Source organism: Pseudomonas sp. AC463 (assembly GCF_979253585.1).
Genome location: NZ_CEEDDZ010001182.1, coordinates 1 through 235 on the forward strand (window position 1 = coordinate 1; position 235 = coordinate 235).

1 protein-coding gene is annotated in these 235 nt (G+C 69.4%); it reads left to right on the forward strand.

Annotated features, from left to right (window positions below):
• Positions 1 to 235: FAD-dependent protein (locus AC0IYH_RS34050; RefSeq protein WP_471838895.1), on the forward strand; the 235-nt coding region annotated here is incomplete at both ends.

Here is a 235-nt window from a genome sequence, read left to right on the forward strand (position 1 = left end):
TCTACAGCTTCTGCATGTGCCCCGGCGGCACCGTCGTCGCCGCCACGTCGGAGGTCGGCCGGGTCGCCACCAACGGCATGAGCCAATATTCGCGGAACGAGCGCAACGCCAATTCGGGCATCGTCGTCGGCATCGATCCGGCACGCGACTATCCGGGCGATCCGCTGGCCGGTATCGCGCTGCAACGCCATTGGGAGGAACGCGCGTTCGCGGCGGGCGGCGGCGACTACCGGGC